The 15,283-nt window shown below is 70.0% G+C and carries 18 protein-coding genes; 9 read left to right on the top strand and 9 right to left on the bottom strand.

The window, feature by feature from the left end:
• The first annotated feature begins 142 nt into the window (after window positions 1–142).
• Window positions 143–370 carry a hypothetical protein gene (locus ABJI51_RS09985; RefSeq protein WP_348949427.1) on the top strand — a complete coding sequence of 76 codons (228 nt, stop codon included), beginning with the start codon at window positions 143–145 and terminating at the stop codon, window positions 368–370.
• Window positions 371–752: 382 nt separating this feature from the next.
• Window positions 753–1,049 (top strand): DUF6959 family protein, encoded by a 297-nt coding sequence (locus ABJI51_RS09990; RefSeq protein ID WP_348949429.1) that lies wholly within the window; start codon window positions 753–755, stop codon window positions 1,047–1,049.
• A gap of 17 nt (window positions 1,050–1,066) precedes the next feature.
• Here ABJI51_RS09990 and ABJI51_RS09995 read toward each other — a convergent pair whose 3' ends face one another.
• The 3 genes from ABJI51_RS09995 to ABJI51_RS10005 all read right to left on the bottom strand — a co-directional run bounded on the left by ABJI51_RS09995 (window position 1,067) and on the right by ABJI51_RS10005 (window position 3,352).
• The gene (locus ABJI51_RS09995; protein WP_348949431.1) at window positions 1,067–2,257 is read right to left on the bottom strand and encodes an RNA polymerase sigma factor; all 1,191 of its coding nucleotides are present in this window, start codon (window positions 2,255–2,257) and stop codon (window positions 1,067–1,069) included.
• A complete protein-coding gene (locus ABJI51_RS10000) occupies window positions 2,254–2,604 on the bottom strand; it encodes a YciI family protein (protein ID WP_348949432.1) in 351 nt (116 codons plus the stop codon). The genes ABJI51_RS09995 and ABJI51_RS10000 overlap by 4 nt, the downstream gene beginning before the upstream one ends.
• Window positions 2,605–2,701: 97 nt before the next feature.
• On the bottom strand, window positions 2,702–3,352 hold the full coding sequence (locus tag ABJI51_RS10005; protein ID WP_348949434.1) for a hypothetical protein: 651 nt from the start codon (window positions 3,350–3,352) through the stop codon (window positions 2,702–2,704).
• Window positions 3,353–3,440: 88 nt separating this feature from the next.
• Here ABJI51_RS10005 and ABJI51_RS10010 point away from each other — a divergent pair, with 88 nt between their 5' ends.
• A complete protein-coding gene (locus ABJI51_RS10010) occupies window positions 3,441–3,818 on the top strand; it encodes a nitroreductase family deazaflavin-dependent oxidoreductase (RefSeq protein WP_348949436.1) in 378 nt (125 codons plus the stop codon).
• A gap of 50 nt (window positions 3,819–3,868) precedes the next feature.
• Here the strand turns inward: ABJI51_RS10010 and ABJI51_RS10015 are convergent, their stop codons facing one another.
• The 3 genes from ABJI51_RS10015 to ABJI51_RS10025 all read right to left on the bottom strand — a co-directional run bounded on the left by ABJI51_RS10015 (window position 3,869) and on the right by ABJI51_RS10025 (window position 7,587).
• Window positions 3,869–5,560: a bifunctional metallophosphatase/5'-nucleotidase gene (locus ABJI51_RS10015; RefSeq protein WP_348949438.1), complete on the bottom strand. Its 1,692-nt coding sequence runs from the start codon at window positions 5,558–5,560 to the stop codon at window positions 3,869–3,871.
• A 74-nt stretch (window positions 5,561–5,634) separates the two neighbouring features.
• The gene (locus ABJI51_RS10020) at window positions 5,635–6,456 is read right to left on the bottom strand and encodes an alpha/beta fold hydrolase (protein WP_348949439.1); all 822 of its coding nucleotides are present in this window, start codon (window positions 6,454–6,456) and stop codon (window positions 5,635–5,637) included.
• Window positions 6,457–6,507: 51 nt separating this feature from the next.
• A complete protein-coding gene (locus ABJI51_RS10025; protein ID WP_348949441.1) occupies window positions 6,508–7,587 on the bottom strand; it encodes a Gfo/Idh/MocA family protein in 1,080 nt (359 codons plus the stop codon).
• A 392-nt stretch (window positions 7,588–7,979) separates the two neighbouring features.
• Between ABJI51_RS10025 and ABJI51_RS10030 the strand changes: the two genes are divergently transcribed.
• Complete coding sequence (locus ABJI51_RS10030; RefSeq protein WP_348949443.1) at window positions 7,980–8,615, top strand: VanZ family protein; 636 nt, start codon at window positions 7,980–7,982, stop codon at window positions 8,613–8,615.
• Here the strand turns inward: ABJI51_RS10030 and ABJI51_RS10035 are convergent.
• On the bottom strand, window positions 8,556–8,732 hold the full coding sequence (locus ABJI51_RS10035; RefSeq protein WP_348949445.1) for a hypothetical protein: 177 nt from the start codon (window positions 8,730–8,732) through the stop codon (window positions 8,556–8,558). The two genes, ABJI51_RS10030 and ABJI51_RS10035, sit on opposite strands and share 60 nt — an antisense overlap.
• A gap of 215 nt (window positions 8,733–8,947) precedes the next feature.
• Complete coding sequence (locus ABJI51_RS10040) at window positions 8,948–9,391, bottom strand: class I SAM-dependent methyltransferase (RefSeq protein WP_348949447.1); 444 nt, start codon at window positions 9,389–9,391, stop codon at window positions 8,948–8,950.
• A gap of 33 nt (window positions 9,392–9,424) precedes the next feature.
• Here ABJI51_RS10040 and mug point away from each other — a divergent pair, with 33 nt between their 5' ends.
• The 5 genes from mug (at window position 9,425) to ABJI51_RS10065 (ending at window position 13,859) form a co-directional block, all read left to right on the top strand.
• A complete protein-coding gene (gene mug / locus ABJI51_RS10045) occupies window positions 9,425–9,985 on the top strand; it encodes a G/U mismatch-specific DNA glycosylase (RefSeq protein ID WP_348949448.1) in 561 nt (186 codons plus the stop codon).
• A 244-nt stretch (window positions 9,986–10,229) separates the two neighbouring features.
• A complete protein-coding gene (locus tag ABJI51_RS10050) occupies window positions 10,230–11,015 on the top strand; it encodes a response regulator transcription factor (RefSeq protein WP_348949450.1) in 786 nt (261 codons plus the stop codon).
• A 160-nt stretch (window positions 11,016–11,175) separates the two neighbouring features.
• Window positions 11,176–13,011, top strand: a complete 1,836-nt coding sequence (locus tag ABJI51_RS10055) for an acyl-CoA dehydrogenase (protein WP_348949452.1) — start codon at window positions 11,176–11,178, stop codon at window positions 13,009–13,011.
• 134 nt (window positions 13,012–13,145) lie between these two features.
• Window positions 13,146–13,421: a GlsB/YeaQ/YmgE family stress response membrane protein gene (locus ABJI51_RS10060; RefSeq protein WP_348949454.1), complete on the top strand. Its 276-nt coding sequence runs from the start codon at window positions 13,146–13,148 to the stop codon at window positions 13,419–13,421.
• 144 nt (window positions 13,422–13,565) lie between these two features.
• Window positions 13,566–13,859 carry a GlsB/YeaQ/YmgE family stress response membrane protein gene (locus ABJI51_RS10065; RefSeq protein WP_348949455.1) on the top strand — a complete coding sequence of 98 codons (294 nt, stop codon included), beginning with the start codon at window positions 13,566–13,568 and terminating at the stop codon, window positions 13,857–13,859.
• Here the strand turns inward: ABJI51_RS10065 and ABJI51_RS10070 are convergent.
• Window positions 13,849–15,231: an MFS transporter gene (locus ABJI51_RS10070; protein ID WP_348949457.1), complete on the bottom strand. Its 1,383-nt coding sequence runs from the start codon at window positions 15,229–15,231 to the stop codon at window positions 13,849–13,851. The genes ABJI51_RS10065 and ABJI51_RS10070 overlap by 11 nt on opposite strands.
• Window positions 15,232–15,283 lie beyond the last annotated feature (52 nt).

The following is a 15,283-nucleotide window of genomic DNA, read 5'->3' on the forward strand; positions in this document are numbered from 1 at the left end:
TCGCGGCACGGACGGCCTGCCGCTCCGCTTCGGCCGCCGGATGGGCCCGCCGCATCGATCGATCGCATAGCGCGCCGCCGCTGACAGCGATCAGCTCATCGGCCTAGTTACGGCAGAGACGCACGCTGGCAGGGTCGAAGCCATGCCACCCTCCGACCGCGCTACAGCAGACGCTCACGCCGCCGCAGCACGTCAGGCCATCGAGCAGGGTAGGAACAGCGCCAACCCGATCAGTCTGGCCACCGCCGAAGCGCTCCTAGCCGTCTTCCACCAGCTCAAGCACATGGATGACCACTCGGTCGCCTCCGACCAGGTATCCACTCTAATTGGCGCCATCGACACGCTCACCTACAAGCTCCCTGATCACTAGCGGCCGGCACCCCGAAGCCGGATCGTGACAACGACCGGTAGCACCGCGTCAAGGCGGGAAAGCGTGCCTTAACCCGGCACCACCGGCCGCGTGCTGGCTTTGTATCGGGGTGGCGGGGGAGGTCTGAGTGGGACGCTGGCCATGCCATTAGCGTGCCATTCAGGCCGGTCAATCAAGGTCAACAGCGGGTGCCACGAGGTAGCTTCGTCCGCAGGTCAGAGGCACTTTCGAGCATGATCACCCTGGTTCCCAAGCTGAATACGCGGTTCGATTCCCGTCATCCGCTCTCCGCCGAAATCCCCGGGCCAGAAGCCCGGGGATTTTGCTTTCCCGGCGGCAAAGTCGCTGGACGTCCCGAAGCGGCTGCGGGCACACTCGGCGGATGGACCGCATCGAGATCGACGTGCTCGACCCGGCGGTCAACGCCGCGGTCCTGAAGCTTCCCTGGCGGCGTTTTCCCGGTCTCCTGCTGCAGGGCGACAGCCTGGCCGGCCTCTACGCCGATGCCCGGAAGCTGGCGGACGGCCTCACGCCGGGCCGTCCCGTCGGCGCGGAACTGGCGGATGACGCGGCCGCGCTCGCGGAGGCCCTCGCCGATCTGGTCGGCCACTACGAATCCGTATTGCGCGAACACGGAATTCCGCTGCCCTATGTCCGCGATTCCCCGAGCGCCGAATAGTTCGTGAACACCGGCGTTTACGGAAGGCCCAACCGGCGTCGCAGGTGCTCCACGTGCGCCTCCGGCAGTCCCGTCTCCACCGCGCGCTCCAACGCCGCCAAAGCCGACGCCGAACCCAGACGGTGCAGCAACTCCGCCCGTGAAGCGTGCCACCACGGGTAGTCCGCCAGCCCTGGCAAGCCGTCCACCAAGGCCAAACCCGCCGCCGCGCCGTTGCGTTCTGCCACTGCTGCCGCGCGGTTCAACCGCACCACCGGGGTGTCCTGGACCGTCAGCAGCACGTCGTACCAGGAGATCACCGCGTCCCAGTTCGTCTGCGGGTACGACGGTGCCAGGTTGTGGCAGGCCGCGATGGCTGCCTGGACCACGTACGGGTTCGGCTGTGACGGCGTGCGGCGCAGGGCTCGGCCGACCAGCTCGACTCCCTCCTTGACCAGCGACACGTCCCACAGCGAACGGTCCTGCTCGGACAGCAGCACCGGCAACCCGGCGGCGTCGAAACGCGCGGGACGTCGCGCGTCCTGCAGCAACACCAGCGCCAGCAAGCCCAGCGCCGTCGGCTCGTCCGGCATCAGCGTCGCCAGCAGACGCGCCAGGCGGACGCTCTCCGCCAAAAGTGCGACGCGGCCCGTGTACCCCTCGTTGAAGATCAGGTACACCGTCGATGCCACTCCGGCCAGCCGTCCGGGCAGCTCTTCCGCGGAAGGCACCCGGTACGGAATCCGGGCCTGCGTGATCTTCTGCTTCGCCCGCGTCAGGCGCTTCGCCATCGTCGCTTCGGGGACCAGCAGGCCGCGCGCGACCTCCGCGGTCGACAAACCGCCCAGTGTCCGAAGCGCCAAGGCGACCTGGGCTTCCAGGGACAACGCCGGGTGGCAGCACGTGAAGACCAGCCGGAGGAGGTCGTCGCGGACCGCGACCGGGTCGGGGCTCGGGTCGATCGGGGGCATCGCGTCCGCCTCCTTGCCCAGCCGCTTGGCTTCGCGGCGGACCACGTCCACCGCCCGGCGGCGGGCCGCCACCAGGAGCCAGCCGCGGGGGTTGGCCGGGACGCCGTCGCGCGGCCACGTCTCCAGTGCGCGCACGACGGCGTCCTGGACCGCGTCTTCGGCCAGGTCGACGCTGCCGGTGACGCGGACCAGCGTGGCCAGTACCCGGGTGCCCTCGTCCCGGACCAGCCGCGCGACCGCGTCGCCGGCGCCGGTCACTGGCCGAAGTCGACGATCGGCCGGACCTCGACCGCGCCGTCCCAGGCGCCCGGGATGCCCGAGGCCACCTTGACCGCTTCGTCGAGGTCGGCGCATTCGAGCAGGTAGAAGCCGGTGAGGGCTTCCTTCGTCTCCGCGTACGGGCCGTCGGTGGTGACGACGTCGCCGCCCTTGCCGCCGGTGACGCGGACCGTCGTCGCGGTCGCCGTCGGGTACAGCGCCGCGCCGCCGCGGATCACCGCCTGGGCGCCGTCGTGGAACTCGTTGTACTCCTTGATCAGGTCCGCCGCTTCGGGCAGCGTCGGGTCGACGTCGGACGCGTAGATCATCGCGGCGTACTGGGGCATGAGAAGCTCCTCACAGGTCCTGACCGGCGCCGATCGCCGGCTTTCACGGTAAGGACGAACGGCGCGGACGTCTGCGGGACAACCGCGCCGAAATTTCTCAGCCCTCGACGAGTTCCCAGTCGGAGGCCGGGGTCGCGCGGTCGTAGACCTGGCCTGGTGCCGCCTTGAGGACGCTGCGGACGTCCGGGTACAGGTTCGCGACGTGCTCCAGTTCCAGGCCCTCGACCTCGAAGTCCTCCGCCTCGGGGACCTCGAAGCCGACGAACAGCCAGGTGCCGTCCTGCTCGCGGACGACCTGCCGGACCGCGCGTACCGGCTGCTGCGGGCCGGTCGGGATCTCGGTGAGGCCGCTGCTGATCTGGGCTTCGTCGTCCGGTGAGCCTTCGTACTTCCAGGCCGCGCGGCGCTGGGCGAGCAGCCGGACGTCCTCGTCCTCGTCGTCGGAACCGGCCACCGACGACAGCAGCCAGGTGCGGCGCTCGGGGTCCCAGTCGGCGGCCATGCCCGTCGGCATGTCCTTCAGCGCGCCCAGCTGGGGCAGCAGCTCGACGGCTTCCCGCAGCGACAGCTTCCCGAAGCTCTCGCGGTTGACCAGCACGTCGTCGGACAGCTCGGTCCCGTCGCTGATGAACCAGTCGTCCTCGTCGTCGAGCACGACGAAACCCAGCGCGTCCGGGTCGTTCACCAGGGCCAGTGCGATGATCACCGGCGCTTCCGGGTCCTGGCGCAGCGGCCATTCGGTCGACATGCGCCCTATCCCACCATCGGGGCCCGCCGCTCCGGGAGCCGGGGTCACCCGATCGGCGATTCCGCGGCCGCGGGTTCATCATGAACGCATGGTGCTCCCCAAGCGGGTTGCCCGCTTCAACCGCGTCGCGACCAACCAGGTCCTGAGGCACATCGCCGGGTGGGCGCCGGGCTTCGCCATGGTCGTCCACAAGGGACGGAAGTCCGGCCGCGAGTTCCGCACGCCGGTCAACGTCTTCCGCACACCGGACGGCTTCGTCGTCGCGCTGACGTACGGGCCGGACGCGGACTGGGTGAAGAACGTCCTCGCCGCCGGGAGCTGCACCCTGGTCGTGCGCGGCAAGGAGATCCGCGTGCACGGCGCCGAGGTCGTGCACGACGAGTCGCGCCAGGCCATGCCGGTGCCGATCCGGCAGATCCTCGGCCTGCTGCACGTCCACGACTTCCTGCGGCTGAAGCGGAACTAAGTCCGTGAAGGCCTCCCGGGCAAGGAGGCCTTCACGGACTTGGCGAGGACCTACGGCAGCCGGGTGATCCGGTCCGCCGCGGGCGGGGCCAGGTTCGGGTGGGCACCGAGGTAGGCGACCAGCGCGTCGAGGTCCACCGGGCCGCCCGAGAGGTTCGTGCCCTTGGTGAACTCGGAGAAGCCGTCCCCGCCGGCGGCGAGGAAGTTGTTCACCGACACTCGGTACGACGCCGCCGGGTCGACCGGCGTGCCGTTCACCGTGATGTTCGAAATGCGCGAGCCCTGCGGCGCGGACGCCGAGTAGCTGTAGTGCAGCGAACTCGAGATCTGCAGGATGCGCGTCACCGAGCCCTGCCACTGCTGCTCCAGCACGTTCTTCAGGTTCGCGCCGGTCAGCGTGATCGTCTGCATGATGTTCGAGAACGGCTGGACGGTGAACGCCTCACCGTAGGTGACCACGCCGTCGCCCTCGCCGTTCGGCGACGACTTGTACGTCAGGTCGGCGCGGATGCCGCCCGGGTTGGTGATCGCGATGACCGCGTTGTTCGACTGCGTGCCCGCGAGCTGCGCGTCGGCGATGACGTCGCCGAGCGGGGACTCGCCCGCCGCGTTGCCCGCCGCCGGCAGGTCCGCGGTGATGCTGCCGACCTGCTTGTTCGCGATCGGCGCCGACTTCGTCTTGGCCTCGGCGACCAGCGCGGCCACGGCCGGGTCCGGCGTGACCGTGCGGGTGACGATCTCGTTGAACGCCTTGGTCTGCGACCGCACGACGTCTCGCGTCTTCAGGCTGATCTTCAGGTCCATCACCGACAGCAGGCGGCCGAAGGACGAGCCCTGGATGACCGGCCGCGGCTGGCCTGCCGGGTCGTTGATGACGCAGTTGTACTGCTGGTGGCTGTGCCCGGTGAAGAACGCGTCGACGTTCGGCGTCACCGCGGACGCGATCGCGGCGGCCGGGCCGGGGCGCAGCCTGCAGTCGTTCGGGCCCTCGACCTCGGTGCCGTCACCCTGGTGCATGAGCACGATCTGGGCCTTGACGCCGAAGTAGTCGAGCAGCTTCGACGTACGGTCGATCGCCTCGACCTCGTCGCCGAACTTCAGGCCCTTGATGGCCTCCGGCGTGACGACCGACGGCAGGTCCTTCAGCGTGGCGCCGATGACGCCGATCGGGACGCCGCCTTCGAACTTGACGGAGAACGGCAACAGCGCGGGCAGGCCGTTGGTGAAGGACACATTGGCCCCGAGGAACGGGAACTTCGCCCCGTCGAAGGTCGGCTGGAACTGGCAGCCGTCGGTCGGGTGGCAGCCGCCGAACTGCATGCGCTGCAGTTCCTTGTAACCCTCGTCGAACTCGTGGTTGCCGACGACGGACGCGCTCACGCCCAGCATGTTCAGGAAGTCGATGGTCGGCTCGTCGTGGAACAGCGCCGAAGCCAGCGGCGACGCGCCGATGTTGTCCCCGGCGGACACGACGAACGAGTTGCGCACCTGCGCACGCAGCTGCTTCACGTGCGTGGCCAGGTAGGCGGCGCCGCCGGCGTCCACAGTGGTCCCGTCGGACTGGATGACGCGCCCGCTGGAGCCGGACGGCGGCTCGAGGTTGCCGTGCAGGTCGTTGAACCCGATGATCCGGACGTCGGTGGTGGGGTCCGGGCGCTGGCCGGCGGACGCGGGTGCGGTGGTCACCGCCGTCGTCGCCAGCGCGGCCGCGGCGAGCACCGCAAGCCGGGTGGAAAGCCTCATGAGTGTTCTTCCTCCGATTCGCGCCCAAGGTCCCCGAACGGGCGCACGGCGGAGGATTCTGCCTCGTGAATCCGTCAGCGACCAGGGTCGGAAGACGGACGTGAACCGAATGTCACCTGACGGCTGCCTTCCAGCAGCACCCGCGCCACGAGCGCCGGGTCGTCGTTCATCGGCACGTGCCCGCAGCCGGGCAGCACGCGGAAGACCCCGTCCGGCGCGACCTTCCGCAAGTCGGCGAGCCGCGGCCGGGCGAGGATGCGGTCGCGTTCGGCCCACGCGACGGTCACCGGGACGCCGGTGACCGGCCCGGTGAAGCGGAAGCTGCCCCGCGACTGCGCGGCGGTGGGTTCGAAGCCCGGCGCGGTGGCCAGCGCGCGGGCGTCCTCGACGACGTCGGCGGCGGTCAGCCGCTCGGGACGGCCGACGATCATCCCGGTCAGCGCCTTCCGCCCGGCCGCGGTCGCGGCGAGGCGGCGCACGACGTGCGGCGGCGTGCGCTGCGCGAGCGCGCGATGGGCCTTCAGCGTGGCGATCGCGTAGAGCTTCTGGCTGCGGTTCCACAGCCCGGCGGGCGACAACGCGGTGACGCTGCGGACGAGCCCGGCCTGCCCGAGCGCCAGCGCCAGCAGCCCGCCGAGCGAGTTGCCCGCGACGTGCGGCCGGTCGATCCCGAGGTCGGTGAAGAAGTCCTTGAACATCACCAGCGCGGGCTCGATGCCGTAGCCGCCGGACGGCTCGGGTGACTCGCCGAAGCCGGGCAGGTCGACGGCGATGACGTCCCGATGCGGCGTGAGCAGCGGCAGCACCGGCGCCCACGCCTGACGGCGGTGGCCGATGCCGTGGATGAGCACCAGCGGCTCGCCTGCGCCCGCCCGGTCATAGACAACGTCGTCCATGATCCGAGCGTAAGGCGCAGGTAGCGGAAAAGCTACAACCAGCGGTAACAGTTACTCTGCGTCCGGATGAATCCGCGTCCCGGCCCCGGCCGACCGCTGGACGGCGTCGAGCACGCGGTGCACCCGCACGGCGTGCGCGAAGTCCGGCAGGTCGCCCTTGAGATGGCGGGCGTAGGCGTGCGCGACGTTGTACGACGGCTCGGCGCTGCGCCCGGCCAGCTGCGGCAGCTCGTACCGCGCGGGCACGGTGAGCTTCTCCAGCGAACCCGTGCGGCTGCCGCGCAACGTCAGCTTCGCGATCCAGAACAGCGGATCCGCCGCGTTGACGACCAGCGTGCCCTCGGTGCCGTTGATCTCCCAGTGGAAGTCGGTGGCGGGTGACGTCCCGCCGCGCAGGTGCAGCGACGCGACTGCGCCGCCGGCCAGCACGCCGGTGACGGCGATCTGGTCCGGCGCGGTCATCGGGACGGACTCGCCGGTGACCTCGTCCCGCACGCGCGGCCGGACGGTCGCCATCGTCGCCGACAGCTCGGTGAACCCGCCGAGCACCATGTCGAGCGCGTCGACAGTGTGCGCGAACGGGATGGTCAGCATGGTCGCGCCGCCCTCGGGGTGCAGCTGGTAGCCGCGCCCGGCCCGCACCGACGGTCCCCAGTTGGCGCCGGAGGCGATCAGCGACGTCGACAGCACGCGCCCGACGTAACCGTCCTTGATGAGGTCACGCAGGTAGCGCAACGCCGGCGCGGACCGCCCCTGCAGGCCGACCGCGGTCCGGACGCCCTTCGCCGCTTCGGCCAGCGCTTCGGTTTCGGCGAGGCTGACGCCGAGCGGCCACTCGCTCAGCACCTGCTTGCCCGCGGCGAGCGCGGGTTCGATCAGCGCCCGGTGCTCGGGCACCTTCACGGCGACGACGACCAGGTCGACCTCCGGGTGCCGCGCCAGCTCCCCGGCGTCGCCGAAGGTCAGCGGCACGCCGTACTTCTCCCCCGCGACCCGCGCCGACTCGGCGGTGCTGCCGCTCAGCGCGCGGATCTCGTACCCCTCCACCGCGGCCAGCGCGGGCACGTGCGCGGTGGCGGCCCAGCCGCCGTTCGCGCTGAGCCCGACGATGCCGACCCGGACCGGTGCCATGTGCGTTCCTTTCGTTGTCCTGCGAAGACTTCGACGTGCCGAGCGTCGTGCGCATTCCCCGGTCGGCGCAAGGCGCATCCGGTTATCTCTGCGGGGCACGGCGATGACTTCGGTAACACCCGGCGGCGCGGCGCCGATGTGGCCGACGTTCCGACATGTGGGGGAAAGATGGGCATCGAGGTCGTCCTCATCGTGCTGGCGGTCGTCGTGCTGCTGATCGGCGGCACGGTGTTCAGCGCGTGGCACGCCGAGCGCGGCGAGGAGCGCGACGAAGACGTCCACCCCTGACCGATCGGCCCGCCGCCGGATCGGCCAAGTGGCCGAGGGGCGTGCGGGCCGTGCGGCTCTTCGACCGAAGCGGCAGCCGGGGCAAGATCCATAACGTCGGTGGCATGACGAACGCACAGGTCACCGCCCTGCAGTACGGCTTCATCGGCTTCCTCGCGCTGTGGACGGTCCTGCTCGTGCCGCAGCTGATCACGCAGCTCGCCCGGCATGGCGGCCTGCGGCTGCGCGGCATCCTGACCACCGCGGCGGTGCTGTTCTACGGCTGCATGACCGTGGCGGTCGTCCTCCTGCCGCTGCCCGGGCCGGGCACCCGCAGGCTTGCCCAGACGGTCCAGCTGCACCCGTTCCAGTGGATCACCGACATCCACACGGAGATGCTCAAGCACGGCTCGGAGTGGTTCGTGACGCAGACGTTCCAGCAGGCCTGCCTGAACGTCCTGCTGTTCGTCCCGCTGGGGATTTTCGCGCGGATCCTGTGGCGCCGAGGCCTGACCGGGACGGCACTGATCGGCTTCGCGGCCTCACTGCTCATCGAGATCACGCAGGTCACGGCCAACTTCGGCACGGCACCGTTCGTCTACCGCATCTTCGACGTCGACGACCTGATGAACAACACGTTCGGCGCGATCGTCGGCTGGGTGTTCGGCGCGCTGCTGCTGACCCTGCTGCGCGGCAGCCGTTCAACGATCGACGTGCAGCCGGCTCGGCGCGAGCGGATCCACCTCGCCCAGGCGCGCTAACCGCGCCTTCCGCTGCAGGGCCGCCCGCTTGGCGGCCCGCCGGTCCTCCAGCACGACGACGAGGGCAGCGACGGCCAGCACCAGCGCGACCAGGCCGAGGACAAGCGGAAGCTGCACGGATCCTCCTCGGTACGGCGCTGTGCGGGAGATCACACAGGGTACGCAGGTCCGTGCCCGGTTCGCCACCCCTCGCGACCGCAGCGGGCGGCGAACCAGGTCCGGTCTTCGGTGAGCCAGCCGTCGAAGCGGAGATCAGCCGAGGTCAGGAGGGTTTCGAGGGTCAAGCGGCGACAGGTGAACTTCTGGTGACACCGACCAGGCACGGCCGCCGGTCAGGACGTTCGCCGGATCAGCGTGCACGGCCTCCGCGGCGGGGAACCGGCCCCGAAACAGCCCCCGCCCTTCCCGGGGGGCGTCCCCAGGTCCATCGTATCGGCGGCCACCGACCAACCCCGCGAATCACCAAGCCGGGGACCGAGTTGTCCACATCGCCGACGGCCTGTGGACAGCCGGGCGAGATGGTGACCGTCGAACGTCCACCCGAGGTCGAGATCGCCGATCCGGGCACACACGGTCTCGGCACGAACGTGCGCGAGCATCGACGGCGAATCGTCCACGGCGACCACTTCGTGCCCCAGCGCCAGCAGCGGGTGCGTGACGCGGCCCGCGCCGCTGCCGAGTTCGAGGATCGACGCGCCCCGAGGGATAGCCGCGTGCACGATCTCCAGCCCGCCGTTCGGCAGCAGCAAATAGACAAGCGAGCCGTCAGCCGTCACGTCCATATCCCGAGCGTGCCCGAAACTGGACCGGTGAACCCACGCCCCACCCCGGACCAGCTGGCCGCCGCGCACAACACGACCATCCCGGACGTCATCGCCCCAGGCCTCGACGTTCTCTTCTCCGGCATCAACCCCGGCCTCTACTCCGGCGCGCTCAAGCAGCACTTCGCCCGCCCCGGCAACCGCTTCTGGCCGGCGCTGCACGCCGGCGGGTTCACGCCTCGCCGCTTCGCTCCCAGCGAGCAGGAAAAGCTGCTCGACCTCGGGCTCGGCATCACGAACGTCGTCGCCAGGACGACCGCCCGCGCCGACGAGCTGACCGCCGACGAACTGCGGGAAGGCGGACGGCTGCTGGTCGCCAAAGTTCTCGAGTACCGGCCGCGGTGGCTGGCCGTCGTCGGGATCACTGCCTACCGCACCGCGTTCGGCTTTCCCAAGGCCCAGGTGGGCCCGCAGGATCACCGGATCGGCGACACCCGCGTGTGGGTCCTGCCGAACCCCAGCGGGCTCAACGCGCACTGGACGCCGGCCGGGCTCGGGGAGGAGTTCGCGCGGCTGCGGGCCGCATCCCGGGACCGTCGAAATCGTTGAATGACCATGGGCCACCCTCAGTAGCACCGGGGGCCCCATCAGGGTCCGTTCCGTCCTGGCGCCGCAGCTCACCCGAAGGGATTTCTACCCAGAGTTTGCTGTGACCGGCCGATTGGGCCATGAGGGGGAATTGCCGTCATGAGCTGGGCAATCGCGACTCGTAACCAACAGGAGGAGTCACTTTTGGCCGGTTCCAGCAGGGGGACCGGACCCAGGAGCGACGGCGCAGAGACGGAGGCCCGCGATGCACGGCATCGAGCCCACCCGCAGGCCGACCGGGCCGATCGGACCCGGCGGGCGCAGCCTCGGCGTGGCGGTCGTCGACCCGGTCCCGATCTTCCGCGACGGCCTCGCCGCGCTCGTCCACCGCAGCCAGGGGCTGCACTGGGCCGGGCAGGCGGCGAGCCACCACGCCGCGCTGCAGCTGTGCGAGCAGGTCAAGCCGGACGTCGTCGTGCTGGACTCGGCGCTGGACCCGAACTGCCACCTGACCAAGCTGCTCAACGCCGGCGATCCGGCGCTGATCCTGGTCACGCTGATCCGTGACACGAATCGCACCCAGCAGTACCTCGCGGCCGCGATCGCGGCGGGCGCGCACGCCATCGTGCCGCGGTCGATCGATTCACGACGGCTCGCCGAAGCGATCAAGCGGGCGCACACCGAACGCCGGTACATCGACCCGGCGCTGGCCGCGCTCACCGCCCGGCCGAAGCGCGCGGCCGCGCCGAAGAACGACCTCGCCCACGACAGCCCACCGTCGCCGCGCGGCGCGATGCCGCTGTCCAGGCGCGAATACCAGGTCCTGCAACTGGTCGCCGAAGGCCTGGAGAACTCGGCGATCGCGAAACTGCTGTTCCTGTCGGTCGAGACCGTCCGGACCCACGTCAAGAGCATCCTGCGCAAGCTCTCCGCGCGGGACCGCACGCACGCGGTGACGATCGCGTTCCGCGGCGGGATCCTCGTCGCGCGGGCCGACGACGGGCCCCTTCCGGTGACGGCCGACACAACGGCGATCCCTGGCGGCCGCTGACGCACCTCACGCAGCTCCAGGCCGGAAAATCCGGTGGAAATCCGATACTCGGAAGTGCGGTTCTCCTTGCCTCGGTTACCCGCAGGTAATATCCTGAAGTTACCGGCGAGTAAGGCGAGTATGTGCCCGGCCGGGGAGCCGAACACATTGGAGTGACGACATGGGCCACTACAAGAGCAACGTCCGAGACCTGGAGTTCAACCTCTTCGAGGTACTCGGCGTGCAGGACCGCCTTGGCAAGGGCGTGCTCGCCGAATCCGACGAAGAGACCGCGCGCGGGGTGCTGTCCGAGCTGAACAAGCTGGCCACCGGCCCGCTCGCCGAGTCCTTCGCCGACGCCGACCGCAACCCGCCGGTCTACGACCCGAAGACGTTCAGCGTCACCATCCCCGAGTCGTTCAAGAAGAGCTACCGCCAGCTCATGGAGGGCGAGTGGTGGCGCCTCGGCCTCACCAACGACCTCGGCGGCTTCGGCCTGCCCCCGACCGTGCAGTGGGCGGCCTCCGAGCTGATCCTCGGCGCCAACGCCCCGCTGTTCATGTACATGGCGGGCCCGAACTTCGCGATGATCGTCGACAAGAACGGCACCGAAGAGCAGAAGCGCTGGGCCCGGATCATGATCGACAAGGGCTGGGGCGCCACCATGGTGCTCACCGAGCCGGACGCCGGTTCGGACGTCGGCGCGGGCCGCACCAAGGCCACCAAGCAGGAGGACGGCTCCTGGCACATCGACGGCGTGAAGCGGTTCATCACCTCGGCCGAGAACGACATGGTCGAGAACATCATGCACCTGGTGCTGGCCCGGCCCGAGGGCCCCGGCATCGAGACCAAGCCGGGCACCAAGGGCCTGTCGCTGTTCCTCGTGCCGAAGTTCCACTTCGACAGCGAGACCGGTGAGCTGGGCGAGCGCAACGGCGCCTTCGTCACCAACATCGAGCACAAGATGGGCATCAAGGCCTCGACGACGTGCGAGCTGACCTTCGGCCAACACGGCACCCCGGCCAAGGGCTGGCTGCTCGGCGAGGTGCACGACGGCATCGCGCAGATGTTCCAGGTCATCGAGTACGCCCGGATGATGGTCGGCACCAAGGCCATCGCGACGCTGTCGACCGGTTACCTCAACGCGCTCGAGTACGCCAAGGAGCGCGTCCAGGGCGCCGACCTGCCGAACATGCTCAACAAGACCGCGCCGCGCGTCACCATCACGCACCACCCGGACGTCCGGCGGTCGCTGATGCTCCAGAAGGCCTACGCCGAGGGCCTCCGCGCGGTGTACCTGTACACCGCGTCGTTCCAGGACCAGCTGTGGACCGGCGAAGGCGACCAGAAGCTCGCGCACGGCGTGAACGACCTGCTGCTGCCGATCGTCAAGGGTGTCGGCTCGGAGCGTGCCACCGAGCAGCTCGTGCAGTCGCTGCAGACCCTCGGTGGTTCCGGCTTCCTGCAGGACTACCCGATCGAGCAGTACATCCGCGACGCCAAGATCGACTCGCTGTACGAAGGCACCACGGCGATCCAGTCGCTGGACTTCTTCTTCCGCAAGATCGTCCGCGACAAGGGCGCTTCGCTCGCGTACGTCGCCGGCGAGATCACGAAGTTCATCGAGTCCGAGGCGGGCAACGGGCGGCTCAAGAACGAGCGCGCGCTGCTCAAGCAGGCCCTCGAGGACACGCAGGGCATGCTCGGCTCGATGATCGGCTACCTCACCGCGTCGCAGGAGGACCCGCAGAGCATCAACAAGGTCGGCCAGCACACGGTCCGGCTGCTGATGTCGGTCGGCGACCTGCTCATCGGCTGGCAGCTGCTCAAGCACGCCGAGGTCGCACTGGCCAAGCTCGACGCGGGCGCGTCCGCCAAGGACGTCCCGTTCTACGAGGGCAAGGTGGCCGTGGCCTCGTTCTTCGCGAAGCAGGTGCTGCCGGAGCTGACCGCGCGCCGCGCCATCGTCGAGGCTGCCGACAACGCCCTGATGGAGGTCGACGAAGCCGCCTTCTGACAGGTCACGAAAAGGGCCCTTCCCGCCGGGGGAGGGCCCTTTCGTGTTTCAGCCCCGCGCCGGGCGGGAATTCCGCTCACCGAGTCCGACGGACCCGAATGGCCGGGTCCGCGGATCCTGGAGAGGAGAATGTGATGACTGTCGCCGGCATCATCAGCGCACTCATCGTCGGGCTGATCATCGGTGTGCTGGGCCGTCTGGTCGCCCCCGGCAAGCAGAACATCCCGATCTGGCTGACCATCTTGATCGGTATCATCGCCGCGTTCATCGGCACGGCCATCGCACGCGGTCTCGGATACGCCGACACCAACGGCATCGACTGGCTGGAAATCCTCACGCAGGTGGTGCTGGCCGCGATCGGAGTCAGCATCGCTGCGGGCGCCTACGGCCGCCGTGGCGTGACCAGGTAACACCCCGGACCCCCGCCCGGCCCGGTTCGCTTCCCGCGAACCGGGCCGGGCTTTTTCGGTGTCACCCCTTCGTGGGTCCGGGCGGGCGCGGGCGCCGGATCGGTGTCACGGTGGCCCTTGTTTCGCTTCTGCGAGGAGGTACCCGTGCTCGGCGGACTTTGGGGCATCATCTCGACGATCATCGTGGGCCTGGTCCTGGGCGTCCTGGGCAGGCTGTTCGCGCCGGGTGACCAGAAGATCCCGATCTGGCTGACCATCGTGGTCGGCATCGTCGCCGCGTTCGTCGGCAACTGGCTGGCGGGCGTGTTCGGCGTCCGGCACACCTCGGGCATCGACTGGATCCGGCACATCTTCCAGATCGCCGCCGCGGTCGTCGGCGTCATCGCGGCCTCGGCCATCTACGCCAAGGTCAAGGGCGGCAGCCGCACTACCGCCTGAGCGACAGGCCTGCGCCGGCGAGCAGCAGCACGGCGGCGCAGGTCATCGTCGTGGTGAGGGCGGTCGCGGACGACGTCGCGGCCAGCGTCAGGAACAGGCTGCCGAACGTGGCAACGCCGGCCACCTGGCCGAGCTGCAACGTCGTGGTGAGCAGGCCGCTGACGTCCGACGCGCGCTCGAGCGGGACGTGCGTCAGCGCCTGCGCCATCAGGGAACCGAACGCCGGCCCCATCGACAGCCCGAACAGCACGAGCGCCGCGAAGAACAGCGGCCCGCCGTCACTGCCCAGCCCCAGCAGGGCGTACGCGACAGCGGATCCAACGTAACCGCACGGCGTCAGCCACGCGTGGACCCGCTGCGGCAGCCGGTTCCAGAAGAACCCGCAGAGGCCGAACACGATGCCGCCGGGTGCCATCGCGAGGCCCGCGGCCATCGCCGTCCGGCTGAGGCCCGACTGCAGGTGCAGCGACACGCAGAAGAGGAACCCGCCGTAGGACGCGACGCCCGCCGCGAGAGTCGCCAATCCCGGTGCGACGCCCCGGATCCTGAGCACGGCGAGGTCGACCAGCGGGTCGGCCACCCGCCGTTCGACGACCACGAATCCCACGGCCAGCAGCACGCCGATCGCCATCGAACCGAAGGTCCAGGCCGGCCAGCCGGTTTCGTGCCCGAGCACCAGCGGCAGCACGACGAGCACCACGGCGGGCACGGCGATCGCCAGGCCGGCGAGGTCGAGCCGGCGGCCCGCCTTCGCCACCCCGCCGGGCACGAGCTTGACGGCGAGGACGGCCACGAGCACCCCGATCGGCACGTTGACCAGGAAGACCGGCCGCCAGCCGGCGCCGAACAGGTCCGCGCCGACGAGGACTCCGCCGAGCACCTGGCCTGCCACGAACGCGACCGAGATGACCGCGGTGTACGCGCTGAGCGCCCTGGCCCGCGCGGCGCCGGTGAACTGGGCCTGGATGAGGCTGATGACCTGCGGCATCATCAGCGCGGCGCCCGCGCCCTGCGCGATCCGCGCGGCGATGAGCAGGGTCGCGTCCGGCGCCAGGCCGCACAGTGCGGAGCAGACGGTGAAGACGACCGTGCCGGTGACGAACAGCCTGCGCCGTCCGTACAGCTCGCCGAGGCGGGCGCCGGTGATCAGCAGCATCGCGTAGCCCACGGTGTAGCCGGAAACGACGAGCTGCAGCGCGGCGCCGGAGGCGTGCAGGTCGGTGCGGATGTCGGTCATGGCGACGTTCACGACGGTGACGTCGAGCAGCGCCATGAACTGGCCGAGCAGCAGGACGGCCAGCATGAACCACGGCCGCCGGTCCGGCCGGGCGGCCCGGTCCGGGGTGGCCGGGGCAGAGGTGGTCAGTGTCATGCTCCGACCCTGCGGTTTTGCCCCGTGACCTGGAGAGAGCCTGCGGATGCTG

Origin of the sequence: Amycolatopsis melonis, from assembly GCF_040064235.1 — a bacterium.
GTDB classification, from domain to species: domain Bacteria; phylum Actinomycetota; class Actinomycetes; order Mycobacteriales; family Pseudonocardiaceae; genus Amycolatopsis; species Amycolatopsis melonis.

Bases quoted from the DNA above. Each gene is read 5' to 3' on its own strand.
- ABJI51_RS10055 (WP_348949452.1), top strand. From the start codon at position 11,176: ATGGGCCACTACAAGAGCAACGTCCGAGACCTGGAGTTCAACCTCTTC.
- ABJI51_RS10020 (WP_348949439.1), bottom strand. From the start codon at position 6,456: ATGGACGACGTTGTCTATGACCGGGCGGGCGCAGGCGAGCCGCTGGTG.
- ABJI51_RS10060 (WP_348949454.1), top strand. From the start codon at position 13,146: ATGACTGTCGCCGGCATCATCAGCGCACTCATCGTCGGGCTGATCATC.
- ABJI51_RS10015 (WP_348949438.1), bottom strand. From the start codon at position 5,560: ATGAGGCTTTCCACCCGGCTTGCGGTGCTCGCCGCGGCCGCGCTGGCG.
- ABJI51_RS10025 (WP_348949441.1), bottom strand. From the start codon at position 7,587: ATGGCACCGGTCCGGGTCGGCATCGTCGGGCTCAGCGCGAACGGCGGC.
- ABJI51_RS09985 (WP_348949427.1), top strand. From the start codon at position 143: ATGCCACCCTCCGACCGCGCTACAGCAGACGCTCACGCCGCCGCAGCA.
- ABJI51_RS10050 (WP_348949450.1), top strand. From the start codon at position 10,230: ATGCACGGCATCGAGCCCACCCGCAGGCCGACCGGGCCGATCGGACCC.
- ABJI51_RS10000 (WP_348949432.1), bottom strand. From the start codon at position 2,604: ATGCCCCAGTACGCCGCGATGATCTACGCGTCCGACGTCGACCCGACG.
- ABJI51_RS10005 (WP_348949434.1), bottom strand. From the start codon at position 3,352: ATGTCGACCGAATGGCCGCTGCGCCAGGACCCGGAAGCGCCGGTGATC.
- ABJI51_RS10070 (WP_348949457.1), bottom strand. From the start codon at position 15,231: ATGACACTGACCACCTCTGCCCCGGCCACCCCGGACCGGGCCGCCCGG.
- ABJI51_RS10030 (WP_348949443.1), top strand. From the start codon at position 7,980: ATGACGAACGCACAGGTCACCGCCCTGCAGTACGGCTTCATCGGCTTC.
- ABJI51_RS09990 (WP_348949429.1), top strand. From the start codon at position 753: ATGGACCGCATCGAGATCGACGTGCTCGACCCGGCGGTCAACGCCGCG.
- ABJI51_RS10010 (WP_348949436.1), top strand. From the start codon at position 3,441: ATGGTGCTCCCCAAGCGGGTTGCCCGCTTCAACCGCGTCGCGACCAAC.